Annotated in this window: 25 protein-coding genes; 9 read left to right on the plus strand and 16 right to left on the minus strand. The window is 61.4% G+C overall.

Annotated elements, in window-relative coordinates; all coding sequences use genetic code 11:
* Positions 1 to 38: 38 nt before the first annotated feature.
* From J3P92_RS12255 to J3P92_RS12290, 8 genes are all read right to left on the minus strand, one after another.
* On the minus strand, positions 39 to 785 hold the full coding sequence (locus tag J3P92_RS12255; RefSeq protein WP_420766837.1) for a hypothetical protein: 747 nt from the start codon (positions 783 to 785) through the stop codon (positions 39 to 41).
* A gap of 58 nt (positions 786 to 843) precedes the next feature.
* The gene (locus tag J3P92_RS12260; RefSeq protein ID WP_434650944.1) at positions 844 to 1524 is read right to left on the minus strand and encodes a C39 family peptidase; all 681 of its coding nucleotides are present in this window, start codon (positions 1522 to 1524) and stop codon (positions 844 to 846) included.
* A gap of 76 nt (positions 1525 to 1600) precedes the next feature.
* On the minus strand, positions 1601 to 2566 hold the full coding sequence (locus tag J3P92_RS12265) for a heme utilization protein (protein ID WP_434650946.1): 966 nt from the start codon (positions 2564 to 2566) through the stop codon (positions 1601 to 1603).
* Between the two features lie 60 nt (positions 2567 to 2626).
* Positions 2627 to 3202 carry an adhesin gene (locus J3P92_RS12270; protein WP_434650948.1) on the minus strand — a complete coding sequence of 192 codons (576 nt, stop codon included), beginning with the start codon at positions 3200 to 3202 and terminating at the stop codon, positions 2627 to 2629.
* 1 nt (position 3203) lies between these two features.
* Entirely contained in the window at positions 3204 to 3650 is a 447-nt protein-coding gene (locus tag J3P92_RS12275; RefSeq protein WP_434650951.1) for a hypothetical protein, read from the minus strand.
* A gap of 306 nt (positions 3651 to 3956) precedes the next feature.
* Entirely contained in the window at positions 3957 to 4481 is a 525-nt protein-coding gene (locus tag J3P92_RS12280) for an AAA family ATPase (RefSeq protein WP_434650953.1), read from the minus strand.
* Positions 4478 to 5041, minus strand: a complete 564-nt coding sequence (gene pnuC, locus J3P92_RS12285) for a nicotinamide riboside transporter PnuC (protein ID WP_420766843.1) — start codon at positions 5039 to 5041, stop codon at positions 4478 to 4480. The genes J3P92_RS12280 and pnuC overlap by 4 nt, the downstream gene beginning before the upstream one ends.
* Before the next feature lie 235 nt (positions 5042 to 5276).
* Positions 5277 to 6911 carry a methyl-accepting chemotaxis protein gene (locus tag J3P92_RS12290; protein ID WP_434650955.1) on the minus strand — a complete coding sequence of 545 codons (1635 nt, stop codon included), beginning with the start codon at positions 6909 to 6911 and terminating at the stop codon, positions 5277 to 5279.
* 276 nt (positions 6912 to 7187) lie between these two features.
* Between J3P92_RS12290 and J3P92_RS12295 the strand changes: the two genes are divergently transcribed.
* Complete coding sequence (locus J3P92_RS12295) at positions 7188 to 8018, plus strand: undecaprenyl-diphosphate phosphatase (RefSeq protein ID WP_420766845.1); 831 nt, start codon at positions 7188 to 7190, stop codon at positions 8016 to 8018.
* Positions 8015 to 8437, plus strand: a complete 423-nt coding sequence (locus J3P92_RS12300; RefSeq protein WP_434650957.1) for a DUF1294 domain-containing protein — start codon at positions 8015 to 8017, stop codon at positions 8435 to 8437. The genes J3P92_RS12295 and J3P92_RS12300 overlap by 4 nt, the downstream gene beginning before the upstream one ends.
* A gap of 4 nt (positions 8438 to 8441) precedes the next feature.
* Here the strand turns inward: J3P92_RS12300 and J3P92_RS12305 are convergent, their stop codons facing one another.
* On the minus strand, positions 8442 to 8792 hold the full coding sequence (locus tag J3P92_RS12305) for an MmcQ/YjbR family DNA-binding protein (protein WP_434650959.1): 351 nt from the start codon (positions 8790 to 8792) through the stop codon (positions 8442 to 8444).
* Entirely contained in the window at positions 8789 to 9697 is a 909-nt protein-coding gene (locus J3P92_RS12310) for a LysR substrate-binding domain-containing protein (protein ID WP_420766848.1), read from the minus strand. Before J3P92_RS12310 ends, J3P92_RS12305 begins: the two co-directional genes overlap by 4 nt.
* A 129-nt stretch (positions 9698 to 9826) precedes the next feature.
* Here J3P92_RS12310 and J3P92_RS12315 point away from each other — a divergent pair, with 129 nt between their 5' ends.
* Positions 9827 to 10435 carry an FMN-dependent NADH-azoreductase gene (locus J3P92_RS12315; RefSeq protein ID WP_434650961.1) on the plus strand — a complete coding sequence of 203 codons (609 nt, stop codon included), beginning with the start codon at positions 9827 to 9829 and terminating at the stop codon, positions 10433 to 10435.
* Positions 10436 to 10618: 183 nt separating this feature from the next.
* Complete coding sequence (locus tag J3P92_RS12320) at positions 10619 to 11656, plus strand: alpha/beta hydrolase family protein (RefSeq protein ID WP_434650963.1); 1038 nt, start codon at positions 10619 to 10621, stop codon at positions 11654 to 11656.
* On the opposite strand, the gene J3P92_RS12325 is transcribed toward J3P92_RS12320, so the two are convergent.
* Together J3P92_RS12325 and J3P92_RS12330 are read right to left on the minus strand one after the other, a co-directional pair.
* Positions 11650 to 12843 carry an MFS transporter gene (locus J3P92_RS12325; RefSeq protein WP_420766851.1) on the minus strand — a complete coding sequence of 398 codons (1194 nt, stop codon included), beginning with the start codon at positions 12841 to 12843 and terminating at the stop codon, positions 11650 to 11652. The two genes, J3P92_RS12320 and J3P92_RS12325, sit on opposite strands and share 7 nt — an antisense overlap.
* A 342-nt stretch (positions 12844 to 13185) precedes the next feature.
* A complete protein-coding gene (locus tag J3P92_RS12330; RefSeq protein ID WP_420766852.1) occupies positions 13186 to 14772 on the minus strand; it encodes an ABC-F family ATPase in 1587 nt (528 codons plus the stop codon).
* A 404-nt stretch (positions 14773 to 15176) separates the two neighbouring features.
* Between J3P92_RS12330 and lpxO the strand changes: the two genes are divergently transcribed.
* Positions 15177 to 16076 (plus strand): lipid A hydroxylase LpxO, encoded by a 900-nt coding sequence (lpxO, locus tag J3P92_RS12335; protein WP_434650965.1) that lies wholly within the window; start codon positions 15177 to 15179, stop codon positions 16074 to 16076.
* A gap of 5 nt (positions 16077 to 16081) precedes the next feature.
* Here lpxO and ligD read toward each other — a convergent pair whose 3' ends face one another.
* Both ligD and J3P92_RS12345 read right to left on the minus strand, forming a co-directional pair.
* A complete protein-coding gene (gene ligD / locus J3P92_RS12340; RefSeq protein WP_434650967.1) occupies positions 16082 to 18070 on the minus strand; it encodes a DNA ligase D in 1989 nt (662 codons plus the stop codon).
* A gap of 33 nt (positions 18071 to 18103) precedes the next feature.
* Entirely contained in the window at positions 18104 to 18994 is an 891-nt protein-coding gene (locus tag J3P92_RS12345) for a Ku protein (RefSeq protein WP_420766855.1), read from the minus strand.
* Positions 18995 to 19215: 221 nt separating this feature from the next.
* Here J3P92_RS12345 and J3P92_RS12350 point away from each other — a divergent pair, with 221 nt between their 5' ends.
* The 4 genes from J3P92_RS12350 to J3P92_RS12365 all read left to right on the plus strand — a co-directional run bounded on the left by J3P92_RS12350 (position 19216) and on the right by J3P92_RS12365 (position 22669).
* The gene (locus J3P92_RS12350) at positions 19216 to 19557 is read left to right on the plus strand and encodes a hypothetical protein (RefSeq protein WP_420766856.1); all 342 of its coding nucleotides are present in this window, start codon (positions 19216 to 19218) and stop codon (positions 19555 to 19557) included.
* A gap of 40 nt (positions 19558 to 19597) precedes the next feature.
* Positions 19598 to 20746 (plus strand): PQQ-dependent sugar dehydrogenase, encoded by a 1149-nt coding sequence (locus J3P92_RS12355; RefSeq protein ID WP_434650969.1) that lies wholly within the window; start codon positions 19598 to 19600, stop codon positions 20744 to 20746.
* A gap of 256 nt (positions 20747 to 21002) precedes the next feature.
* Complete coding sequence (ilvA, locus tag J3P92_RS12360; protein WP_434650971.1) at positions 21003 to 22010, plus strand: threonine ammonia-lyase, biosynthetic; 1008 nt, start codon at positions 21003 to 21005, stop codon at positions 22008 to 22010.
* Positions 22011 to 22390: 380 nt separating this feature from the next.
* Entirely contained in the window at positions 22391 to 22669 is a 279-nt protein-coding gene (locus J3P92_RS12365) for a DUF1652 domain-containing protein (protein ID WP_434611574.1), read from the plus strand.
* Between the two features lie 71 nt (positions 22670 to 22740).
* Here the strand turns inward: J3P92_RS12365 and J3P92_RS12370 are convergent, their stop codons facing one another.
* Both J3P92_RS12370 and xylB read right to left on the minus strand, forming a co-directional pair.
* Positions 22741 to 23679, minus strand: a complete 939-nt coding sequence (locus J3P92_RS12370) for a carbohydrate kinase family protein (protein WP_434650973.1) — start codon at positions 23677 to 23679, stop codon at positions 22741 to 22743.
* Between the two features lie 12 nt (positions 23680 to 23691).
* Positions 23692 to 25179: a xylulokinase gene (xylB, locus tag J3P92_RS12375; RefSeq protein WP_434563924.1), complete on the minus strand. Its 1488-nt coding sequence runs from the start codon at positions 25177 to 25179 to the stop codon at positions 23692 to 23694.
* Positions 25180 to 25208: the final 29 nt, after the last annotated feature.

Here is a 25208-nt window from a genome sequence, read left to right on the forward strand (position 1 = left end):
CCGTCCCTATTTGCCCAATGATTGGAGATCAGCGTAGATCAATATCCGAGGTTTCGAAGGCCGCGCAGCTGCGTAAGGTTGCAGTCCAGGGCTCCGGTGCTGGGGCCATTGTTGTTCAGTACGACATTGAGCTGGGTCATGTTGTTGACCAGGTTGCTGTTACCCAGCAAGCGGGTGTTCTGCAGCAAGCCACCCTGGGCCACCTGCTGCAGGGTATTGCCCTGGTTATGGTTGGCCTGGATCGCCATCTGCACGCCGCTGCCGGTCGCGGTGACAGCGACGCTGCCGGCGGCGTTGCTGCCGCTGATGGTCTGGCCCTTGGTCAGCAGTTGGCCTTGCGAGGGGGCCAGGGCAGGGGCGTGGCTGCTTTCCTTCACGTTGATGCTGACGTTGTTATAGGCCGTGTTGCCGTCACCCGCGGCTCGCACGCTTTGGGTCACGCCCTGGCCCGAGCCCAGGCCGGCGCCGCCGGTGACCGTGCCGTTGCCCTGTTCCGGGACGCTGCCGTTGCCGGTCTGCTTGATGGTGGACACATAGAACTGCGGTTTGACCGTCGAGGCCTGGATCTGCATGGAGCTTGACGCGCCAATCACGTCGCCACTGGCGTTTCGCCAGGTGCTGCTCATGACGATGCCAAAGCTGATGACTCGCCCAGGCATGACATAACGACCCCGAAGCTCGGCGAGTTCCTGATCCTTGACTTCGATAGGTTTGAAACCGGCGTGGGCAAGACCCGACGTCGTTGCGGCCAGGCAGGCCAGCGTGAGCCAGTATGAGGTTTTCATGTGTTGCTCCCGGAGCTTCCTGCTCCTTTTTGTATTTTTATTGGCAGTTGTCCGGCGATTAGAAAAAATCGCTCTGAATGAAGCCGAAATCCATTAGTTCCGCGTCCTTGACCGGGTTGAAGCCGTCCAGTTTGTTGCGTGCCGTCAGGGGTTGCGGTGGGCTGCGCAACGCGTTGGTCTTGTCGTAGCCGGGGCCGACGATGGCGAAGACGATGCCGTTCCAGCCTTTGACGAATTCGTCATGGGCGTAGCGTTTGTGCCCCAGCACCGGGTCAGCGATGTAGACCCATTGCTTGTCGGATCGCTGCAGTACCACGAAGTGCTTGTAGCCGCGTATATCCATCAGGACCACGACTGGAATCGTCACCGCGGAAAGTTTCTCCGGCGGTATCCGATAGCCCCGCGCGCGCATGCCGATGGTTTCGACGTAGCGTTTCATGTCCAGCATGGAGAAGCCCTGGGTACGAACCAGGTCGTGGTCGGCATTGACCAGCATGCCCTTGATAACCTGTTCTTCATCCACGTCGAGCCAGTAGGCCTGGCGCAACACGGTGGCCAGTGCGGCGGCACCGCAGCTGAAGTCGGTTTTCTGCTCGACGATGTCGCTGAACTTGCGTTCGCGCACGCTCTGCACCGGTTTGTAGACGAGCATGCCGCCAGGCAGGGCGGCAATGGGCATCTGCGCGGCTTCGCTCGCGCAGGCAAAGCATAGACACAGGCAAAGCGCTCTCGCATGCATGATCGATACGCCTAGTGGATATCGGGAAAAGCCCCTGTGGGAGCGAGCAGGGCCCGCTGCCACAGGGAAGCTTTTTTTACATGCAGGCCTTGCAACCCGCAGCAATCGACAGCGAGTTGCTCTGCTGATTGCCCACGCCCGCCGACACGTTGGCGCCGCCGTTGCCGGAGAAGCCGTTCATGGAGTTGGTCATGGTTGCGTTGTTGATCACAGGGTTTTTCCAGCCGTCGCGGGTCAACACTTGTTGGGTGTTGCTGCCGGCCAGTTCGAAGGTGCCGACGGCGGAGAACTTGAACTTGTCGTCGTCGTGGCCGCCACCGTAACCGCCTCTGTTGCCCCAGCCGCCGTCATCTTCGACGGTACCGTTGCCTTTGGCCTTGAAGGTGCCAGAAGCCTCGTAGCTGTTGGTAAGGGTGACAACCTCGTTTTTCTTCACGCCTTTGTTGTCGACCACCAGGCCGGTGGAAGACTGGTCAGCCGACGCAGCGGCTTGAGCCACCCGGCCGCCCGACACAGCGATGGCCAGGTTGTTTTTCTGCTGGTTGAAGTTGCCGGCGGTCACGTTGATGCCGATGTTGCCGGAGCCGTTGTTGCCCGCGTTGGTGAGCGACGCGTTGTTCAGCGTGGAGTAGTTCTTGACGTAGTTGTTGTTATTGACTTGCGTGGCGCTGGACATGGCGACAGCCGAGCCGAAGATGAAGCTTTCATCGGCGGTGGCCAGTGCGGCGGCATTGTCCTGCTGGTTGCCATCCCCGGCGGCGATGTTGGCGCCCATGTTGCCGTTGCTGCCATTGAGGGAATCAGTGGCCTCGGCGGTGTTTCGGGTCGCCTGGTTGGTCACTTCGTTGCCGTCACTGTTCTGCACATCCAGCACCGTGGCCCCAGCGCCGGCGCTGATGGAGAGCAGTTGTTCCAGCGTTGGCCCTTTAGGGCCGTGGTTGCCATGACCATTGCCGTGACCGTTTCCGTCAGCCTGTGCAGCCATTGCCATGACAGCGGCGAGAGCGAAAACCAATGGTTTGAGCGCCATTGTGGGTTTCATGGTGTTTCTCCTTGCGTGTCGTTGGTTAAGTGTCGGTACTTTCTTATGCGCTGCGCCGGGTCAGTCAGCGACCCGGATGCTCAGGGTGTTAGCCATGCGGTTCCCCACCCCGGCACTCTGATGCACCTGGATAACCCCTCGGCTGCCGGTGAAGGCCTGGTCGCTCGTTGCGACCTGGCGGCTGCCGGTTGGGGTGTCAGTTGCTCCGGAGTTCGGTACCAGCGCCACGTTCTGTTGAGACAGGGCGCTGTCGTCCATGCTTTGCGGGCGGGCACTGATGCTCACCCGCATGACATTGGCCATCTGGTTGTTGGCGCCGGCGGACTGGTTGACGCCCAGCGCGCCGTTGCCGTTGGTGAATGAGCTGCCACCAATGCGCGCGCTTGCGTTCATCGATGCACTGGCCGGGGTGTCGAGGCGTTGCCGCACGACGGTGGTCGCCTGGGCGTCGGTGCCAATGGCAATGGCCCGGGTGTTGGTCTGTTGGGTCCGGTCCCCGGCCGCCTGGTTGACATTGAGGTTGCCGGTATAGCGACTGCCGGAGTTCTGCAGATCGGCATGGCTCACCGCCACGCCTGGATCGGCAAGCACGGCGGATGAGCCGAGCAGCGCGATCAGGAGCCAAGTCGAATTCATCTCACTGACCTCCCGCCAAGCGGCCCAATGGGGCCAGGCCGGAACTCAGCGAGCGGTTGATGGTGCCGGAAATGGCGCCGCCGCTACCGCCACCGTGTCCAGCGCTCATGCCCGGCAAGCCGTTGGGATTGGTCACGACGTTGAGGCCTTGCACGCCGGTATTCGGATTGACCGTGTTGCGGATCGTCGAGCCGCTGGCAATGCCGGCGAATTCGCCGTCGCTGAGCTCAGTGCTCGCGGTTGCCTGGTTGATCCGATCGGAAGGGTTGGCGTTGACGGTGGTCGGGTAGGGGTCTTTGCCGCCGTTGCGACCGATATGGACAGGCTGCACGTCACGGTCGAGTACGATGACGCCGTTGCCCTCGGCTTGTGCCGGCAGGCTGAGCGTTGCCGCGGTGGCGCAGCCGAACAGCAACAGACAGGTCAAGCTAGTGTTGATAGTCCCCATGACTTCGTTCCTTCTGCACTTGGCGCTGGCCTTAGTCAGCGTTGCGAAGGAGCGGAGCAGGTGTTGTGCCGGATTTGGAAAAGCGCGGGTTTTCAGTAAGTTGCGGGAATGACCAGGCGAGCGTCAGGCAATCTGTTTCATCGATGAAACATGCCTGCCGACGGGCTACCGGCCACAGGCCACTGTTTGGCCCCAGAACCGGGGTTGGGAGAAGGTGTATCAGTGACTTGACAGTCAGGCTGCCAAACCCTTGAGGCGGCGGTGGATCCGCGTTTGGCGAGAGCGGGATGTATCAGGGATGAAACATCACGCTTGGAGCAACCGGGAGACGGCAGCCAGAACTTGCTCGCGGCGCTGCGCCCAGTCACCTTCGATTTTCAGGAAGGGTTGCCGGTGGCGAACCAGCCAGTCTTCAATGGCATCAAAAAAAATCACCCGTTCGGCGAGGGCAGGCTGACAGCGCAAACCGTCGCCGATCCATTCGACCTGTTCGGGGCTGAGGAGCAGGTGTAAGTCGTAATGGCGTGCCAGCAGGGCCGGTTCGAGCCAGGCCGGGCAGTCGCCGAACAGCGTCTGGCTCCAGAGGATATTGCTCAACAGGTGCGTGTCGAGGATCAACAAGGCCGGTTGTCGCGCCCGGGCCGCATCTTCCCAGGCCAGTTGCCCCGTGGCGATAGCGGTAATGTCGTCCAGGGACGTCTCGCGTTGGGTCTGTTCCATGAAGTGGCGCACGTATTCATCCACCCGCACGCCGCCGAAGCGGGTCTGCAACTGGGCCGCCAACCAGCTCTTGCCGCTGGATTCCGGACCGGTCAGCACCACCACCTTCATGTGCGCAGCGCCGGGTCGGCACGCCATTCCCGCCAGCCTTGCACCGCCAGCAGGGTAAACAGGGCGTAGAGGGCGGCGGTCAGGTACAGATCCTTGTAGATGAACAAACCCACGAAAGTCACGTCGAGGACAATCCACAACGGCCAGCACTGCACGCGTTTCTGTGCCATCCACCACTGGGCAACCAAGCTGAACCCGGTGAGCGCCGCGTCGAGCCAGGGTTGCGCGGCGTCGGTCCAATGGGCCATCGCACCGCCCAACATCAAGCTACCCGCCGCACCGATGGCAAGGCCGAGCCACACCGACGGCGCGCCCAGGCGAGTGACTTGGCGTCCCTCGTGATCGCGCCCGGCGCGGGTCCACTGCCACCAGCCATACAGCTGCAAAACCGCGTAGACCACCTGCAACAACATGTCGGAATAAAGCTTCACTTCGAAGAAAATCCAGCTGTACAGCAGCACCATGACCAGGCCGATCGGCCAGCACCAGGGGTTCTGCTTGACGGTCAACCAGACAGCGATCACGCCGAGGGCTGCGGCAAACAGTTCAAGCCCGGACATGGCGATTCCTTGGGGAAGTCGGAGAGGGCGGGGATTGTAAACGCTATGGGGCGCAGAGCTCCAACTTCAGCGCTGAAAGCCTTGGCGCTATCGCGAGCAAGCTCACAAGGGATTACGGTGTAAATCCGCACTCCAGATCATCTCGCAACCCTGTGGGAGCGAGCTTGCTCGCGATGGCGCCGGGTCAGCTGGCATCCATGTTGGATGTGCTAGCGCATCGCGAGCAGGATGCATCTCAGACCCGGAACTGCTTGAGCAACCCGTTCAGCTGTTCGCTCAAGTCTTTCAGGCGCGCGCTCGCCAGGCTCGACTGCTCGGCGGCCACGGCGGTGCTGTGGGAGAGGCCGGCGGCCTGGGTGACGTTCTGGTTGATGTCTTCCACCACATGGGCCTGTTGAAGAGTGGCGCTGGCGATGGAAGCGTTCAGGCTGTTGAGGTTGCGCAAGGCTTGGCCGATGGCGTTGAGGCTGGCACCGGCCAGGCCCGCTTGTTCGATGGTCAACTGCGAGGCCCGGCTGCTGTCGCTGATGACTTTCACCGCGGCTTCGGAGTGGTTTTGCAGGCGTTCGATCATGGCCTGGATTTCCGCCGTGGATTTCTGCGTGCGCTGGGCCAGCAGACGCACTTCGTCGGCCACCACGGCAAAGCCGCGGCCTTGTTCGCCGGCGCGGGCGGCTTCGATCGCGGCGTTGAGCGCCAGCAGGTTGGTTTGTTCGGCGATGGAGCGAATCACCTCCAGCACGCTGCCGATCTGGGTGCTTTCACTCGCCAGGGTGCGGATCACTTCCACGGCCTGGTCGATGGTCTGCGAAAGCCGGTCGATCTGTTGCAGGCTGCCGTCGATGTTGACCTGGCCTTGCTGGGCCTGGGATTCGGCGTCGCGCATTTCGCTGGCGGCATGTTCAGCGTTCTTGGCGACGTCCTGCACGCCATAGGTCACTTCGTTGATGGCGGTCGCCACCAGTTCCATCTGTTGGGATTGCTGCTGGCTGCGCTGCTGGGCCTGCGCGGCGTCGTTGCCCAGCTCGCTGGATGATTGTCCAAGCGCACTGGCGGAGATCTGCAACTGACCCACGACTTGCCGCAGTTTTGCGGTAAAGGCGTTGAAGTGTCGCGCCAACTGGGTGACTTCGTCCTGACCGTGGGTGTCGAGGGTGCGGGTCAGGTCGCTTTCACCGCTGGCGATGTTGGCCATGGCGTTGACGGTGTCCTGAAGCGGACGGACGATGCTGCGCACGATCAGCGTCAGCAGCAGGCCCATGACCAAGGTAATCGCCAAACCGATCAACGCGGCCTTGATCAGCTGGGACTGGAATTCAGCCTGGACGTCATCCACATACACACCGGAGCCAATGATCCAGCCCCACGGTTCGAACAGTTTGACGTAGGACGTCTTGCCGACCGGCGCGTCGGCGCCCGGCTTGGGCCAGAGGTAGTCGACCATCCCGGCGCCCTTGGCCTTGGCGATGGTGACCATCTCGTTGAACAGCGCAAACCCGTTGGGGTCGCGGATCGCCGAGAGGTTCTGGCCTTCGAGTTTGGGATTGGTGGGGTGCATGACCATGACCGGCGTCAGGTCGTTGATCCAGAAGTAGTCGTTCTGGTCATAGCGCAGCCCGCGGACCGCGCTGAGGGCCTGCTTCTGCGCCGCATCGCGCGTCAGCGTGCCGGCGGTTTCCAGGCCATGGTAGTAGCTCAACACACCGCTGGCGGTCTGGACCACGTGTTGGGTCTTCTGCACCTTGGCCTGATACAGGTCCGTGTGGATCTGTTTGAGCATAAACGCGCCCAGCGTGAACAACATCACGATGGCCACGACCAGGATGAGCCACAAGCGTCGGCTGATCGATACACTGCGCAAGCTATTCATACGCTGTCACTCCGGTTCTTATTCTTGTCATTTTTAACGACGGCCGGCACTTTAACGCTCGGCAGGTACGCGTGATGGACCTGGGTCATGACGCGGCAGCGTTATCAGGGCTTGTCTGATAGGATTTCGGCCCCGCAGCGCAAAACCTGAGCCGGTTCTGCTTTTTTCATTGGTTTTTTTTGCAAGGTCGCGGTTATCGTGCAGCCCGCTGCGCTCGCCGCGTAATGTTTGAATATAGATAAGGCCTGGATAGACAGGCTTTTTTTTGGGGGATGAATGGATTTGTGGACTGCCTTTTCGGCATTGATTCTTGGCGTGGTAGAGGGCCTGACGGAGTTTCTGCCGATTTCCAGCACGGGGCACCAGATCGTTGTTGCGGATTTGCTCGGGTTTGGCGGCGAACGTTCGATGGCGTTCAACATCATCATCCAGCTCGGCGCGATCCTGGCGGTGGTCTGGGAGTTTCGGCGCAAGATTTTTGATGTGGTGTTGGGCCTGCCGACCCAGCCCGGCGCCCGTCGATTCACCGCCAACCTACTGATTGCCTTCTTTCCCGCGGTGATATTGGGCGTGCTGCTCGCCGACTGGATCCATCATTACCTGTTCAACGCCATTACCGTTGCGACGGCGCTGGTAGTGGGTGGGTTGGTGATGCTGTGGGCCGAGAAGCGCCAGCACACGGTGCACGCCGAAACCGTCGATGACATGACATGGAAGGACGCCCTGAAAGTCGGCCTGGCCCAGTGCATCGCGATGATTCCCGGCACCTCCCGCTCCGGGGCAACCATCATCGGCGGGCTGCTGTTCGGCCTGTCGCGCAAGACCGCCACGGAATTCTCTTTTTTCCTGGCGATGCCGACCATGGTCGGCGCGGCGGTTTACTCCGGCTATAAATACCGCGAATTGTTCGTTCCGGCGGATTTCCCCGTGTTTGCCATCGGCTTCATCACCGCGTTCATCTTCGCCATGATCGCGGTCAAGGGCCTGCTGCGCTTCATCGCCAGCCACAGCTATGCAGTCTTCGCCTGGTATCGGATTGCGTTCGGCCTGTTGATCCTGGCGACCTGGCAGTTTGGCTGGGTGGACTGGACAGCGGCCAAGCCATGAACGATTCAGGCCGGCGCGGCGCGCGTCACACCAGCGGGGCCGTGCAGAACCTGCGGCTCAAGCTGGGCGTGTTCGCGCTGCTGTGCGCCTTGCCGCTCGCTGGGTCGCTTCTGCTGGGGCTGCAAGGCGAGTCCTGGGTGCCGATGACAGCTTACGGCCTCGTCAGTGTCGTGGCGTTTTTGCTCTACTGGAGCGATAAGCGCAAGGCGCGTTCGGACGCCTGGCGCACGCCGGAAAATGTGTTGCACGCCGTCGAGCTGGCCGGTGGCTGGCTCGGTGCGTTGCTGGCTCAACAGGTGTTTCGCCACAAGACCCGCAAGGTTTCGTTTCAGGTGGTGTTCTGGTTCGTCGTGTTATTGCACCAGGGGTTCTGGGTGGATCAGTTGTTCCTGGGTGGGCATCTGCTGGCGTTGTTCTAGGACGCTACAGCAACAACCCAACCTGCGTCCGCTTCGGCAATTTGCTGACCACCAGTTGATGGGAGCGTTGCAGCAACCCCCGCAATTCGTCATCGCCCAGCGGGTAGCGCACGTTCATGATGATCCACTGCGCCCGGGCCAGATAAGGCGCGGGGTGAATGCCGGGCCGGTCGCAGTGGCCTAGAAACAGGTCCTTGTCGACCTTGAACGCCAACGAATCACTGCGCAGGCCCTGCAAGGCGAACATCTTGTTTCCAGCGATGGAAAAAACCCGCACGCCGCCCCACTTGTAGTCTTCCCTGACCCCAGGCAGGCCCAGGCAAAACCGTGCGACATCCTCTTCGCTCAAGCTCATAGCGTTTTCTCTCCACATTGTTCAAACGCCGCCACCAAATGATCGATCCAGGCGCGCACCGCCGGCAGCATACCGCGCCGGTGAGGATAAACCGCCAAGAGCCAGCCATCGGGGGATGACCAGCCAGGCAACAACTCCACCAACCTGCCGTCGCGCAATTCCTCTTCGCAATACATGCTTGGCAAAAGGGTGAAGCCCAGGCCGGCGAGGGCGCAGGCGCGGCGCACGATGAAATCATCGATGCCCAGGCGCGCTTCCAAGGCCAGTTCGGTGCTTTGGCCACGGCGGTCAAGCAGGCGCAGGTGAACCTGTCGATCTGCTTCCAACGCCCCCAGCACCGGCAGTTGCCGTAGATCCTCCGGGGTTTCGATTCGGCGCCCCTCGGTAAAGGCGGGGCTGGCGACCATGATCAACCGGGCCTGGCGCAAGCGGCGGGTCATCAATAGCGGGTCCTCGTCACCCAAGTCTCTTACCCGCAGCGCCACGTCGATGCCTTCGCTGACCAGGTCCACCCGCCGATTGAGCAGAATCATCTCCAGTTGGACCTGCGGGTATTTCGCCAGGAAGGTTTCGATGATCGATGGCAAAAACTGGTGCGCCAATCCCACCGGGCTCGACACCCGCAGCCGTCCACGGGGTTCGCTGGACATGCTCGCCACGGCCTCGTCGGCCATCTCCGCTTCCAGCAACATCGCCTGGCAGTGGCGAAGGTAGCGTTCACCCACGGCGGTCAGCTTCAGTTGGCGAGTCGTACGTTGCAACAGGCGAGCATTGAGACGCTCTTCCAGCTCGGCTATACGCCGTGAGAGCCGCGATTTCGGTATGCCGAGCAAGCGCCCGGCCGCCGCGAAGCCGCCGGCCTCGACCACCTTGGCGAAGTAATAAAGATCGTTGAGGTCCTGCATGGCCAGCTCGATTGTCCTGTCAGTGGAACGAACTATCGCATTGTTGGTGTCTTATCGGCTATTGGTTTCATCGGTAGGATTGTTCTCAATTGATCGCCTGGTCGCGATCCTCACTTGGAGAGCACTCACATGAAACTGTTGCACATCGATTCGAGCATCCTCGGCGACAACTCCGCTTCGCGCCAATTGAGCCGTGAAGTGGTTGACGCGTGGGTCGCCTCGGAGCCGGGCATCACGGTTATCTACCGCGACTTGGCAGCCGATGCGATCAGCCATTTTTCCGCCCAGACGCTGGTCGCCGCCGGCACCAGCGTTGAATTGCGCGATGCTGCCCTGAAATACGAAGCTGACCTTAGCGCTGAAACCATGGCCGAATTTCAAGCGGCAGATGCGCTGGTCATCGCCGCGCCCATGTACAACTTCACCATTCCAACCCAGCTCAAGGCCTGGATTGACCGCATTGCCGTGGCCGGCCAGACGTTCCGCTACGGCGAGGCGGGCTTCGAGGGCTTGTGCGGTGGCAAGAAGCTGGTAATCGTTTCCACCGCAGGCGGTTTGCACGCTGGGCAACCGAGTGGTGTAGGCCATGAAGATTATCTCAAGCAAATGTTCGGTTTCCTTGGCATCACCGATATCGAGTTTGTCCGTGCAGAAGGGCTTGCCAAGGGCGACGCCATGCGCAGCAAGGGCATGAGCGAAGCTCACGCGCAAATCAGTCAGCAATTCGCCGCCGCGTAAGGCTTGCGTAAAGGCGCCAGGCGCTTCGGGCAACCTTTGTAAAACCCTGTATTCTCGTCGTCATGAAGCGGCTGGAATACGGGGTTTTTTCGTATGTCGGCGCTGGGCTTGATGGCGCAGGTTATGCACGGCCAGAACGGTAGCGACGGGGCCTTCCCCGTGCGTGCGAAGGTGGAAGATTCGATGACACGTGTTGGTGCAGCATTACTGCTTTGTCTGTTTGCCAGCCTCAGTCCGGTGCAGGCCGCGCCGGCGCCGCATCCGCATTGGAGCGCCGGTTTCCATGAGTTGGATTTTCTCGATCCGCTGGACCAGCGGCCGATGCATGCCATCGCGTTCTATCCGTCCACCGCCAAGGATCAGTCCAGCTCCCTGGGCGGCTATCAGATCGACGCGGCGCCGGATGCCCAGATCGCCATCGGCCGGTTTCCATTGCTCATGCTCTCCCATGGCAACACCGGCACGCCCTTGGACCTGCATGACCTGGCCACCTCGCTGGCACGCAAGGGGTTCGTGGTGGTGGCGGTGATACATCCGGGGGACAACGCCCAGGATCACAGCCGACTCGGTACTTTAAGCAATTTGTACGGGCGGCCGATCCAGATCTCCGAAGCCATCACCGCAACGTTGAACGACCCCATGCTCTCGCCATTCGTCAATGCCGGACAGGTGGGCGTGATCGGTTATTCGGCCGGCGGTGAAACCGCCCTGATTCTCTCTGGCGCCACGCCAGACCTCAATCGCCTGCGGCGCTATTGCCAGGAACGGCCCGATGACCGTGACGCCTGCAATACCCAGGGTGAGCTGATTGCCGATCGCGATGACCTGTCGCCGGTGGCTGATCCCAGGGTTCGCGCATTGCTGCTGATGGCGCCGTTGAGCCTGAAATTCGGCCGTCACACGTTGGCCGACGTCCATGTGCCGGTGCTGCTCTACAGTGGCGACGGCGACAAACTGGTGGCGTTCGACAAGAACGCCGCGGCCCTGGCGCGCAAGCTGCCCACCGCGCCGGACTTCAAGACATTGGCCGGGGCCGGCCACTTCGTCTTCATGGCCCCATGCACCGACGAGCAGATCGCGGCAATGCCGGCGCTGTGTACCGATGCCGATGGGGTCGATCGCCAGGACATCCACCGCACCATGATCTCCGAGGCCAGTCGCTTCTTCAGCCAGGCACTGGGCAAGCCGACCCGCGCGGGCATGAGGACGGCCGATCAGTGATCGCTACGCTCGGCCCGCCGGCGCAGCAGTAGCGCCAGGCCCAGGCCGATAAGCGACAGCAAGGCCGCGAAAAAGAAGATCGACGAGTAGCCGAGGTTCAACGCCACCGCGCCCATCAGCGGGCCGGCAATCGCCAATGCCAGGTCGAAGAACACCGCATAGGCGCTCAACCCGGCACCTCGGCTGCTGTTGGGCACCTGCTTGATGGCTTCCACGCCCAACGCCGGGTAGACCAGCGACAAGCCAAAACCGGCCAAGCCCGCGCCCACCAGGGCAAACGCGGTGGAGGGGGCGAGCCAGAGCATCACCAGCCCCACGGTCTCGATGCTCATGCAGACAATGGCCGAGCTGAAGCCACCGAAACGGGCGATGCTGGAAATGAACAATAGCCGCGACAGGATGAAGCAAATGCCGAAGACGGTCAGGCACCACGCCGCGCCGGTCCACCCGCGGCTGACATAGAACAGCGTAATGAAGGTGGTGAGCGTGCCGTAGCCGATCGAGGCCAGGCACAGGCTCGCGCCAAAGGGCGAAATGCGCCCGAACACGGCCCAGAAGGGCAGACGCTCACCGCGCACGACCGGTACCGACGGCTTGTTGCGTATCAGCAGCAGCGCCATGCCGGCCAACAAGGATAGGGCGATGCCCAGGCTGTCGAAGCCGAGGCTGCCGACCATCACCACCCCCAATGGCGCTCCGATGGCGATGGCGCCGTAGGAAGCAATGCCATTCCATGAAATCGAGCGGGCGGTGTGCTCCACGCCGACCTGGCCCATGCACCAACTGATCGTCCCGACACCGATCAGCCCTTGGGCCACTCCTAGGAGCAAACGGCCGGCTATCAGGATCACCAGGCTTGGTAGCGGGAAATCCTGCAGCAATGTCGAGATCAGCGTCAGCACGCCGCTGAGCAGAATCCCCAGCAAACCATACACGATGGCCCGCTTGGTCCCGACGCTGTCCGACAGCCTTCCGGCCATGGGGCGGCTGAGCAGGGTCGCCAGGTATTGCGAGCCGATGGTCAGCCCCGCGATGACGGCGCTGAAGCCCAATTGATCGTGGACATAGCCTGGCAGCACGGCGATGGGCAGTCCGATGCAAAGAAAGGCGATAAAGGTGTAGAAAACGATGGAGACGATCTGCAGGGTGATCGACAAGGAGCTGGGAGCGGGCTGGGCTGTTGGCATGGTGGCTCGTTCGCGGGCAGCGGCAGGAGTGCTTCATCATGGCGCGTGGCGGGGAGAAAAGGAAGCTGGCTAACGGTTGTTGAGCGGGATGACTGTGCCAACGCCATCGCGAGCAGGCTCGCCACAGTGTTTGGGTGTACTTGAGCCTTGGGGCAGGCCACAAGTGCCCCGTCGGAGCGAGCTTGCTCGCGATGGCGGTGGGTCAGGCAATGGGATGCTGGCAAGAGTGGCCATTTCGCGAGCAGGCTCGCTCCCGCCGGTTTTTGGGTTTGGAACGAAAAAGCCCCGTCACATGGACAGGGCTTTCGCTTGCAGCTTGAGGCTTACGGCTCGTGGCTGTTCTTAGAACATCACGCCCTGGCTGCGCAGGTAGTCATCGTAGGTGCCGCTGAAGTCGACCACGCCATCGGCGCTCAGCTCGATGATGCGGGTCGCCAGGGACGATACGAATTCGCGGTCGTGGCTGACGAAGATCAACGTGCCCGGGTAGTTCTCCAGCGCCAGGTTCAGCGCTTCGATGGATTCCATGTCCAAGTGGTTGGTCGGTTCGTCCATCACCAGTACGTTCGGCTTTTGCAGGATCAGCTTGCCAAACAGCATGCGGCCCTGTTCACCACCGGAGATGACTTTGACCGACTTGAGGATCTCATCGTTGGAAAACAGCATGCGACCCAGGGTGCCCCGGATCATCTGTTCGCCCTGGGTCCACTGGCCCATCCAGTCGAACAAACTGACGTCGTCCTCGAAGTCGTGGGCGTGGTCCTGGGCGTAGTAGCCCAGTTCCGCGCTTTCGGTCCATTTGACCGAGCCGGCGTCCGGTGTCAGCTCGCCCATCAAGGTACGGAGCAAGGTGGTCTTGCCGATGCCGTTGGGGCCGATGATCGCCACGCGCTCGCCGGCTTCGACAGTGAAGCTGAAGTTCTTGAACAGCGTCTTGCCGTCGAAGCCCTTGGACATGCGCTCGATGGTCACGGCCTGGCGGTGCAGCTTCTTGGTCTGTTCGAAGCGAATGAACGGGCTGACGCGACTCGATGGCTTGACCTCGGCCAGCTGGATCTTGTCGATCTGCTTGGCGCGGGAAGTGGCCTGCTTGGCTTTCGAGGCGTTGGCCGAGAATCGGCTGACGAACGTCTGCAATTCGGCGATCTGGGCTTTCTTCTTGGCGTTGTCCGACAGCAACTGCTCGCGGGACTGGGTGGCCGCGATCATGTATTCGTCGTAGTTGCCCGGGAACAGGCGCAGCTCACCGTAGTCCAGGTCGGCCATGTGGGTGCAGACGCTGTTGAGGAAGTGCCGGTCGTGGGAAATGATGATCATGGTGCTGTTACGCGCCGTGAGGATGTTTTCCAGCCAACGGATGGTGTTGATGTCCAGGTGGTTGGTCGGTTCGTCGAGCAACAGCACTTCCGGATCGGAGAACAATGCCTGGGCGAGCAACACACGCAGCTTCCAGCCTGGGGCGACTTCGGTCATCGGGCCGAAATGCTGTTCCAGGGGAATGCCCAGGCCCAGCAGCAGTTCACCGGCGCGGGATTCGGCGGTGTAGCCGTCCATCTCGGCGAATTCGGTTTCGAGCTCGGCCACGGCCATGCCGTCTTCTTCGGTCATCTCCGGCAGCGAATAAATGCGGTCGCGCTCGGCCTTGACCTTCCACAGCTCTTCGTGGCCCATGATCACGGTATCGATCACGGTGAATTGCTCGTAGGCGAACTGGTCCTGGCGCAGTTTACCCAGGCGCACGTTCGGCTCCAGCATCACCTGGCCGCCGGATGGCTCGAGGTCGCCGCCGAGGATTTTCATGAAGGTCGACTTGCCGCAACCGTTGGCACCGATCAGGCCGTAGCGGTTACCCGCGCCAAATTTGACAGAGACGTTTTCGAACAGCGGCTTGGCGCCGAACTGCATCGTGATGTTAGCTGTAGAAATCAAAGGTTTATCCTGCGGAACATTCAGAGTAGCTAAGGGTGCGGCAGTACCTGTTAAGTACCTGTTTGCGCCGATCCGCACCGCGCTGGAAGCTTCGCGGTCGCAAGCGCAAGGGTCCATCCGGCATAAGAGGACAGCTGCATACGGAGCGCCTCGCCCGAATGGATAGGCGCCGAGGTCGGTTTTCCGGCATCGGCCAAAAGGGGGCGCGTGATATTGGGCGGCGATTGTACTGATCTGGACGCGTTAACGATAGGGTATTGCCCGGGCGAGACAGTTTTTCACAACTGAGGATAACTTTCAGTTACAAAGTCTGGCTAAAATGCCATCTCACTCGACGCCCTCTACCTCGCCGCTTGGCTGGCCAGGAGACGCCGCCTGTCAACTCTTGCATTGTGACGGACTCCGTGAAGCTCATCATCGTTGCGATCTATATCCTCTCCATCGGCTATGTGCATCTGCGTGGGCGCGTGCGGCATAAGCTCGGACGCCAGCTGAGCGATCACTCGTCCTTCCTCGCGCCGGTCAATTGCCTGCTCTACCTGTGCTCGAAATTCCCCAACAAGCCGTTCCTCAGCCCAGGCGAGTTCCCGGACCTGAGCCCGTTGCAGGCCCATTGGGAAGAAATTCGCGCCGAGGGACAGAACCTGTTGCAAGCAGGCGAGATCAAGCGCTCGAACCAATATGACGACGTGGGCTTCAACTCCTTTTTCAAGACCGGCTGGAAGCGTTTCTATCTCAAGTGGTATGGCGACAGCCATCCGTCGGCCATGAAGCTGTGCCCACGCACCACCGAGCTGGTGCAGGGCATCGGCTCGATCAAGGCGGCCATGTTCGCTGAACTGCCGCCGGGCTCGAAACTGGTCCGACATCGTGATCCGTACGCCGGCTCCTATCGCTACCACCTGGGCCTGCAGACGCCCAATGATGCCGGTTGCTACATCGATGTCGACGGCCAGTCGTATCACTGGCGGGACGGCGAGGCGGTCATATTCGACGAGACGTTCATCCATTACGCCGAAAACACGACGCCAGATAATCGCATCATCTTGTTCTGCGACGTGGAACGGCCCATGAAGTACCGTTGGGCCACGGCGTTCAACCGTTGGTTCAGCCGTACCGTGATGTCCGCCGCTGGAGCGCCGAACGATGCCGGTGACAAGACTGGCGGCCTGAACCGGGCGTTTTCACGGTTATACAAGATTCGTCTGCAAGGCAAAGCGCTGAAGAAACGCAACCGCGAGTTGTACTACTTGCAGAAATGGGCGTTCTTCGGCGCTCTCCTGGCTATTTTCGTCTGGATCTGAAAGGTTCAGGAACCGGGCTTTTCAGCCTCCAGCTGTGTCCACATCCTGGTGGTGATCCGCTGGCGATGGCTATAACCTTCCCACGGATCGGCGCCCAGCCTCTTGGCCCGTTCCAGCGCCGTCTGGATGTCCCATTGCTGGGCGTTGCGCAGGCCGTCCAGTTCGTCCCGTGCTATCGGGACCGAAACCGGCAGGCCCGGTCTTGCGCGAACCGAGTAGGCGGCCACGGTGCTGGCGCCACGGGCGTTGCGCAGATAGTCGACAAACACCTTGCCCACTCGGTTCTTCGGCCCCATGGTCGCGGTGATTCGTTGCGGCATCTGCCGGGTCAGGAATTGTGAGATGGCCTTGGCGAAGGCTTTGGTGACATCCCACCCCTCGCTGCGCGCCATCGGCACGATGACGTGCATGCCTTTGCCACCGCTGGTCTTGAGAAATCCTTGCAAGCCCAGTTCGTCAAGCACCGACAAGGTCATGCGTGTCGCTTCCAGCATGGCGCTCCAGGGCAGCGACGGGTCGGGGTCCAGGTCCAGGACGAACAGGTCGGGCGTCTCGATCCGATCATGGGTCGCCGTCCAGGTGTGCAACTCCACCGCGCCCATCTGCGCGGCGCCGACCAGCGCATGGACGCTGTCGATCTCCATCAGCGCCGCATGGCCTGGGTCCAGGTCCGGGTCCAGCTGTTTGATATGAGGGATCTCCAGGCGGTCGGCATGTTTCTGGAAGAACAGTTCTTCGCCGATCCCCTCCGGTGCCCGCACAAGCGCGACCGGGCGCAACTTGAGGTGGGGCAGGATCCACGGGCCAATGTCCAGGTAGTATCGCGCCAGCTCTGCTTTTTGCACGCCGCTGACGCTGTCGACGACGCGGTCGGGGTGGGTGATCACCACGCCGTCGACCTTGGCGGCGTTGGCCTTGGTCCGACGCTTGGGCTTGGGGGCCGCCGCTTTTATCGGCATGGGTTGTTCGCGCACAACGCGACTGGCTTGCCCGTCGCCCGGTAGCTCAAGGAATACCGCCTGGCGGACCAGGCCGTCGCCGGTCCATTCAGCGAATTCGACTTCGCAGACTTGTGTCGGCTCGACCCAATGCACGCCGCGTGCCTGTGCGCCGCTGAGCGGTTTGTCCAGCGGTGAGGTTTCGCGCTCCTGGGCGCAGAGTTGTTCATGCAGTTGCTTGAGTTGGGACTGGCTGAAGCCCGTGCCGACCCGACCGGCGTACACCAGCCCCGACGGCCCGTTGACCGCCAGCAACAGTGCGCCAAAACCGCTGCGTTTGCCTTGCGGGCGCGTGAACCCCACGATGACGAAGCACTGGCGCAGCCGGCATCTGAGCTTGACCCAATCGGGGTTGCGGCCGGAGACATAGGGGCTGCCCAGGCGCTTGCCGACCACACTGTCCAAGGAAAGGGCGGTGGCACTTTCGAAGATGTCGTGTTGGCTGGCGGAGAATGCCTCGGAAAACCGCAGGCGCTTGCTGGTGTTGTTCTTCAGCGCGTTCTTGAGTGCGGCGCGGCGTTCTTCCAACGGCTGTTGGCGCAGGTCGATGCCATTGAGAAACGGCGCGTCGAAAAGAAAGTAGACCATGTCGACGCTACGACCGATCTCGAAGGCCTGGCGCAGGGCAGGGAAGTCGGAATGGCCGGTGTCGTCGAGCAGCACCAGTTCCCCATCGAGCCAACAGTCACCCAGGTCCAGCCTCGCCAGGGCGTCGGCGTGCAGCCTGAGCCGTTCGGTCCAGTCCGTGTGGCTGCGATTCAACAGGCGTACTTCGCCGTTCTCGATTCGCGCCAGGAGTCGATACCCGTGGAACTGGACTTCATAGCGCCATTCACCCGCCGGTGGGTGCTCCACCGGCGTGGCCAACGGTGGTGACAGACGTTCCGGGAGCCGGCCGTTGTCTACCTGTTCGCCCCGTCGGGCGCGGGTACGAGTCGTTATTGGGTCCGCTTCCACATCGGACAGACGGGCAGATTCACTCTCGGCCTTGGCCATGACAGATTCCCTTGTATTGCAGGCGCCCGGGGTTTAGCCCTGGGAGGCCTTGGTGGCTTTTTTAGCTGGAGCGGATTTACGCGTCTTGGTCGATTTTGCCGCAGTCTTTTCGGCTGGTTTTTCCGGGGCCTTGCCCTTGCCGCCAAGGCTGCGCTTGAGCAGTTCGGTAAGGTCGATGACGTCGGCGGTCTTGCGCTGTTCTTCGCCAGGGTCGGTTTCCACCGCTTCGAGCCGGCCTTCGGTGGCCTTTTTCTCCACCAGCTCCATGATTTTTTCCTGGAAACTGTCGCGGTACTCCTGGGGCTCCCAGTCACCACTCATGTCTTGCACCAGGCGTTTGGCCATCTCCAGTTCGCCTTTCGCCAACGTGGGGTTGGTCACTTCGTCGCCCAGTTCCAGTACATCGAGCTCGCGGACTTCGGCAGGCCAGCGCAGCATCACCAGCACCAGGGCCGATTCCAGCGGCATGAGCGCCGCCAGGTGCTGGCGGGTATGCAGCACCACATTCGCCAGGGCGACTTTGTTGGTCTTGAGCAGGGTCTCGCGCAGCAGCGCATAGACCTTGCCGCCGCGCTTGTCCGGCGCCAGAAAATACGGCTTGTCGATGTTCTGTAGCGGGATCTTCTCGCTGTCGACAAAAGAGAAAATGTCGATGGTCTGGGTGGACTTGGGGTGGGCTGCGCGAATTTCCTCTTCGCTGATCAGCACGTATTGACCCTTCTGGTACTGCACGCCTTTGACGATGTCATCCTTGGTCACTTCCTTGCCGGTGACCTTGTTGACACGCTTGTACCCCACCGGATCCATGCTGCGTTTGTCCAGCCAGTCGAAATCCACGCCTTGGGACGCTGTGGCCGACACCAGCGCCACGGGAATGTGGACCAGTCCGAAACTGATTGCGCCTTTCCAGATTGCCCGTGCCATGGTGCATTTTTCCTTACCGGTGAGTGGTCTCTCTGGTGACCCCACTGGCTTGGGAAAAGTTTCCGCCGGGCGCCGGCTGGCTGCGGTTGACGTCCATGGAAGGCCGCAGGCGGAGATGCCTCGTTACATCTTCAGTGGGATATTTCGCTTAACAACAACGAACCTGCGGCGTAGCGTGCTTTCGATATGCCGGTATCGTCTCGTGTTGCAGGGAGGTTTCCATGAACAGGCGGGTGCTCGCCTTGATAGCGCTTTTCATGAGCGCCACGGCCCAGGCCGTTACCCCGGTCACCGGGCCCGTGTTGCTAGCGCAGAACGTGCCGGGCAACAACAATCCGTACAACAGCCCGATCCGCCGGGCCAACCCCAACAGCATGCAGGGCACCCAGCCCAACGTGCCAACCATTCGCAGCAACCCGACGGTGCCGGTGCCGCGGCCCCCGACCCTGGAAAATGGCGGTATCGGCAACGGTTATCCTCGGGCTGGCTCGCCAGCCGGCTCGCCACGGCCGACGATCGAATCTCCGACACCCCCCAGGAACACGAACAACGGCAATCGCTGAGGCGCCATCCTGATCCACGTCACCACAGAAGGAAGTGTGCATGTTGCGTAAAACATTCCGGGCCACCCTGTTTGCCAGCGCCATGGTGGTCTTCGCCACGCCGGTCTTCGCCGCGCAAGTCCAGGCATTCAAGAGCGAGGAGGGCACCCTCGAAGTCACGACGGTAGCCAGGGGGCTCGAGCACCCTTGGTCCGTGGCGTTCCTGCCTGACCAGCAAGGCATGCTGGTGACGGAGCGCGCCGGCAACCTGCGGTGGGTTAGCACCGATGGAAGATTGTCTGCACCGCTGAACGGTGTTCCGCAGGTCTGGGCCAAGGGACAGGGCGGTTTGCTGGATGTGGTGCTGTCTCCGGACTTCAAGCAGGACCGCACGATCTACCTGTCCTACGCCGAGGCCGGGGAGGACGGCAAGGCCGGCACTGCCGTGGGCCGGGGGCAATTGTCCAAGGACTTGAAAAGCCTTGACGGCTTCGACGTGATTTTCCGACAGCAGCCCAAGCTCTCCACTGGCAACCACTTCGGTTCCCGCCTGGTGTTCGACCGGGATGGCTATCTCTTCATTACGCTTGGGGAGAACAACGACCGTGCCACCGCCCAGGACCTGGACAAGCTGCAGGGCAAGATCGTGCGGGTCTACCCCGACGGCAAGGTGCCTGACGACAACCCCTTCGTCGGCCAGAAAAACGTACGCCCGGAGATCTGGTCATACGGCATTCGTAACCCCCAAGGCGCTGCGCTGAACACCTGGAACGGCACGTTGTGGGAAAACGAGCACGGTCCCAAGGGTGGTGACGAGATCAACATCATCGAGCGAGGCAAGAACTATGGCTGGCCGTTGGCGACCCATGGCGACAACTATTCCGGCGCGCCGATTCCCGAGGCCCAGGGCAAGACTGTCGAAGGCACCGTAGGGCCGCACCACGTCTGGCAGGTATCGCCGGGGCTCAGCGGCATGGCGTTCTACGACAACGATCGTTTCAAGCCTTGGCAGCGCAACGCGTTTATCGGCGCGCTGGTGTCCAAGGACCTGATTCGCCTGGAGTTCGAAGGTGACAAGGTCGTTCATGAAGAGCGCTTGCTGGGTGAGCTCAAGGAGCGCATCCGCGATGTTCGCCAGGGCCCGGATGGTTTCCTCTACGTATTGACGGACGAAGATGACGGCGCGTTGTACAAGGTCGGACTGAAGTAATCGCGATGCGATGAAACTAAAGTTGTGGCGAGGGGATTCACCTCTTCGCCACAAGATTGCAGCGACTTGATTTCCGTTGACTTACCGCTTCGTCGCGGCTAATTTCCAGCCATGACTTCCACCGTGTTGCGCAGCCAGCCAAGCATTATTACCGCCATTCCTGATTGGCGGGCTAGCTGACGGCTGCACCGAACCCGCCCTAGAGGCGGGTTTCTTCTTTCTGTCTCCAGGGCTTCTTCAGAACCAGGAGACCGCCATGACCCCGACCAGTGCCGAGCTGGATTTGCTGGAACAGTATGTAAAAAGGATCCTTGCCGCCCCGGTCTACGAGCTGGCGGTGGCCACACCGTTGCAGGCGGCACCCGCGCTATCCCAGGCCCTCGGCAATCAGATCCTGCTCAAGCGTGAAGATCTGCAGCCGACCTTTTCTTTCAAGATCCGCGGTGCTTACAACAAGTTGGTGCAACTGACCCCGGAGCAGCGCAGCCGTGGGGTCATCACCGCCTCGGCGGGCAATCATGCCCAGGGCGTGGCGCTGGCGGCGCGGGAGCTGGGCATTTCGGCCTGCATTGTGATGCCGCAGACCACGCCGCAGTTGAAAGTCGCGGGTGTACGCAGCCGAGGCGCCGAGGCGTTGTTGCACGGTGAAAGTTTCCCGTTTGCCCTGGCGTTCGCGTTGGAACTGGCTCGCCGTAGCGGACGGGAGTTCGTTTCGCCGTTCGACGATCCGGATGTTATCGCCGGGCAGGGAACCGTTGCGATGGAGATCCTGCGCCAGCACCCAGGCCGATTGGACGCGATTTTCGTTCCAGTGGGCGGCGCAGGGCTGATCGCCGGGGTGGCGGCGTACGTCAAATATCTACGCCCCGAAGTCCGCATCATCGGCGTTGAATCAGAACACTCCGCCTGTCTTCAAGCCGCGCTGGCAGCGGGTGCGCGGGTGACGCTCCCCAGCGTGGGCACTTTTGCCGATGGTGTGGCGGTGGCGCAGATCGGCGCCCACGGTTTCGATATCTGTCGCTTCTGTGTCGATGATGTGATCACCGTGACCAATGACCAGCTCTGCTCGGCGATCAGAGATATTTATGACGATACACGTTCAATCACCGAGCCCTCCGGTGCACTGGCGGTAGCGGGAATCAAGCAACACGTGGCGCAAAGCGGAGCGCAAGGGCAAACGTTCGTTGCTATCGATTCTGGCGCCAACATCAACTTCGACAGCTTGCGCCACGTGGCGGAACGTGCTGCCGTGGAAATCGCTTGATGTTGAACCGTCAGGCGAACTTTTTTTAAATCAGCCGACGGACGCCCGGCCATGAAGTCGAAACAGTGGCTACTCTGAGCGTGGCAAGTCGTACTGACTGATTGCAGTTTGCATGGAAGAAAGGCCCTCGCCATGCATTTTGCACGGTCCTTCTAGGGGCGTTACTGGCTAAGTCATTGATTTGTAACAGTCTGGAAGTATTCAAATATGGGCATATTAATTGCGGGTAAATACAGGAGCCCGATCTACGGGCCCCAACACCAGAAAACGCCAAAATGAACGAACGGCACGGCATTCACAGTCCAGTCCGCAGGGAAGAAACGGACGAAAATACCGCCGTCGTGAACATGAATTGGCTGGCTCAACAGGAGAGAGTTGCCATGTTTTTATCTGCCCTCGAAATGCGAAACATCATCGAAAGCAGCCTGCTGCCCAAGCGGTCGCAATGCACCTTGTCACCGGACTTGTCCATGACCGTCAAGATCTACGACGATCATCAAACCGATCGCGTAGCACTGGTCAAGAGCGACATCGATGCCACCAAGCTCACGGGCTGCCGGGCGATCAATGATCTGATTGCCGAGCTGCGTACTGAACTGGATCACGGTCACGGTTCAGGCAATTATTTTCATCAGCAGCACCGAATGAACGGGCGCTAGCCCCAGCCCAACCTAAGCAAGCCTGACGCCCGGGTCCGATGTGTTCGAACCCGGCGTCGAGTCATTCCTTTCTAATCAAGCTGCTGGCGGTACGGCAAATCCGGTCCGGTTTTGGCGCAGGTCAACGCAGCAGCGCGCATCGCGAAGTCGAGCATCTTGCCGATTTGCCCAGCGTCCAGCGAATGCAAACCCTCCACATCATCCAATCGCTGTTCGGTCAGCCAAGCGATCAACGCCGCCTGGAACGTGTCGCCTGCGCCCACGGTATCGGCAATTTGCACCGGGCAAGCGGGGAGCGACCACACCCCATGCTGACGGCTGAACACCGTCGCGCCCTGGCCCCCACGGGTCAGGAACGCCAGTTGGCAGCGGTGTTCCAGCCAACCTGCGATGACATCCTGTGGATCGCGGTCGGGATAAAGAAGGCTCAAGTCCTCGTCACTGACTTTGATCAGGTCGGCGTACGGTACCAGTGTCGCTATTCGCGAACGCCAGAGCTCGATATCCGGTTGCGGGTTGAGCCGCACGTTCGGGTCCAGGCTGATCAGGCGTTTGCCGCTCTCGCGTTGCACGAGCGCAAGCAATGTATCGCCAACGGGTTGCACCACGAGGGAAAACGAGCCGACGTGCAAACCGCGCACCTCCGGGCCCAGGGTCGGCAGATGGTCGAGGCTCAGTTGGCGGTCCGCGCAGCCTTCGCCACGGAAGCTGTAATGCGGCGAGCCGTTGGCCCCGACAGCTACCATCGCCAAGGTCGTTGGCACATCGAAGTCGTGGGCGAACCGGGTGCTGACGCCTTCGTCGACCAGCACTTGGTGCAGACGACGACCCAGATAGTCGGCGGAAAGCCCGGTAAACAGCGCTGATTCGACCCCCAACCGCCGCAGCCCCACCGCCACGTTGAAGGGCGAGCCGCCGGCAATCGCTTTGTAATTCACTTGGGAAGCCGGGGTTCCTGCTTCATTTGCGCTGAAGAAATCAAACAGCGCTTCACCACACACCAAATACATAATTGCCTGCTCTCAAAGGGTTGCGACGTGTTGCCGGTAACGTTCGTAGGCGTGTTGCGACGCCGCGACATGCTCGGTGACGGGGCGGGTTTCGCTGGCCGGGTCGAGCGTGACGCAGCGTTCGCACAGATCGGCCAGGGATTCTTGCGCGCCGCCATGGCACCACGCAGCCTGGATTGCCCCGCCCAGGGCCGCCGCCTCGCTCTGCTCGGTGCAGATGACGGTGGTGTCCATGATATCCGCGACGATCTGCCGCCAGACCGCGCTCTTCGAGCCGCCGCCGATCAGGCGGATGCTCTGGGCCTTGAGGCCATTGGCACGCAACAGGTCCAGGCCGTAGCGCAGGCCGAATGTCGTGCCTTCGACCACTGCGCGGCACAGGTTGGCCCGGCTCAGGTTGGTGGTCGTCAGGCCCAGCAGGGCGCCAGTGGCGTGGGGTAGGGCGGGGACACGTTCACCGTTGAGGAATGGCAGCATGCAGACGCCCTCGGCGCCGATCGGTGCCTGGGATACCAGGGTGTTGAAGGTGTCGATGTCCAGGTCCAGCAGCTCGCGCACGGCCCCGGTGGCGTTGGTCAGGTTCATGGTGCAGATCAGCGGCAGCCAGCCGCCGCTGGACGAACAAAAGGTCGCTACCGATGGCTGCGGACTGACGGTAGGCTCCGCTCCATAGGCGTACACGGTGCCGGAGGACCCGAGGCTCATGGTAATCACGCCGGGCTGGATGTTGCCGGTGCCGATGGCGCCCATCATGTTGTCTCCGCCACCGCTGGACACCACCGCCTCGGGGTTCAGCCCCAGGTGCGCGGCGATCTCCGGTAGGATCCTGCCGACAGGGTGGTGAGCCTCGATCAATTCGGGCAAAGCCGATTGCAGCCGGCCGCTGGGGTCGATATGCCGCAACAGCGCCACGTCCCATTGACGGGTGCGTACGTTGAAATAACCCGTACCCGAGGCGTCGCCATATTCGCTGCAATGGCGACCGGTGAGCCAGTGGTTGAGGAAGTCGTGGGGCAGCAGGACGCTGGCGATGCGCTCGAAGACCTGGGGGTGCTGCTCTTGGGTCCAGAGCAATTTGGATACCGTATAGCCCGGCGCGATCACCACGCCGAGGCGTTCGAGGCTGCCGCTTTCACCGCCCAGGTGCGCCAGCAGCCGATCGTTTTCCGGGGTGGTCTCGGTGTCGCACCAAAGCTTGGCCGGGCGCAGGACCTGGCCTTGGTCATCCAGCAGCACCAAGCCATGCTGCTGCCCGGACACGCCGATGCCGAGAATCGCCTGGCCATCGACCCCGGCGGCGGCCAATGCCTGGTGCGTCGCCTGGGTGAATGCGTCGAGCCACTGCTGGGGCTCTTGTTCACGGCGGCCGTTGGCACCGCTGATCATGCTGTGAGCCGCGGCGCCCAGGCCGAGTACCTGGCCGCTGGCCGCGTCGAGGATCAGCGCCTTGGTGCCTTGGGTGCCGCAGTCGATGCCCAGGAACAGTTGTTGATTTGCCATGGAAATCCTCGGATCAGCATCAGATTATC

It is taken from the genome of Pseudomonas sp. D3-27 (assembly GCF_051132165.1).
Lineage (GTDB): Bacteria > Pseudomonadota > Gammaproteobacteria > Pseudomonadales > Pseudomonadaceae > Aquipseudomonas.